The sequence below is a fragment of the Blautia sp. AF34-10 genome (assembly GCF_003477865.1).
Classification (GTDB): domain Bacteria; phylum Bacillota; class Clostridia; order Lachnospirales; family Lachnospiraceae; genus Fusicatenibacter; species Fusicatenibacter saccharivorans.
The window spans coordinates 1-780 of sequence record NZ_QUED01000093.1; the positions used below are offsets into that span (position 1 = coordinate 1).

1 protein-coding gene is annotated in these 780 nt (G+C 36.9%); it reads right to left on the reverse strand.

Annotated features, from left to right (window positions below):
* Nucleotides 1–110: 110 nt before the first annotated feature.
* The gene (locus DWZ60_RS17025) at nucleotides 111–629 is read right to left on the reverse strand and encodes a hypothetical protein (protein ID WP_119222194.1); all 519 of its coding nucleotides are present in this window, start codon (nucleotides 627–629) and stop codon (nucleotides 111–113) included.
* Nucleotides 630–780: the final 151 nt, after the last annotated feature.

A 780-nucleotide genomic window follows, 5' to 3' on the forward strand; every position in this document is an offset into this window, starting at 1 on the left:
CACCGAAAGGTGTGTTACTTGTTAAGTTGACTGAACCGCCGTGTACCGAACGGTACGCACGGTGGTGTGAGAGGTCGGGAAATCACTCAGATTTCCCTCCTACTCGATTATTATCTATATTTACCTTCAAACAATTCCCATACAGAAAAAGCCTCTTGTGCTATCTCATCATAAGGCGGTGCTGTAACGCCTAAAGTTGTATTTCCCATATCAGAAAGTCTTAAACTGCACAAATTTACACCACTCATTTGTTGCCTTATATCTTCTTCCTTGCTAAGAAACCATTCTGCCTCGGTCACAAATAATTTGAAACTCATTTTCTCTATTTCCCGAATTATGTAGAAGTATATGTAATTAAGCTCTATCCACGCTCTACGAAGCGGATTTCCATATAAAGTATTTACTATTTGCTTGGAGTAATCTCCAAGTCCCATTCTCTCCCACTTCTTCTTTAGCAAATCATACAGTATCCACTTTTCCACACTACATCTTCCTTCAACATTATCAAATTCTAAATCCCAATTTCCGTTATAATCAGGATCCATAAATGTAGGTAGAATTGACCGTCCATGAGCTGCTGCATTCCTTATGGCGCACAAATCACTGATAAATCCTATACATTCTTTCATTTTATGTAAAATATCTGGAATGCTGTCTTTCCTAGAATAAACGTAAACGGTAGAACCTGAGTACCTTTTTATTCACTTCAAGTTATGCCATAATCATACTCAACAAAATAACATAGTCAAAAAAGTTTAGTACTTAACTTTTTTAACTGAC

Coding starts and splice junctions, on each gene's coding strand:
- DWZ60_RS17025 (WP_119222194.1), bottom strand. CDS start 629: ATGAAAGAATGTATAGGATTTATCAGTGATTTGTGCGCCATAAGGAAT.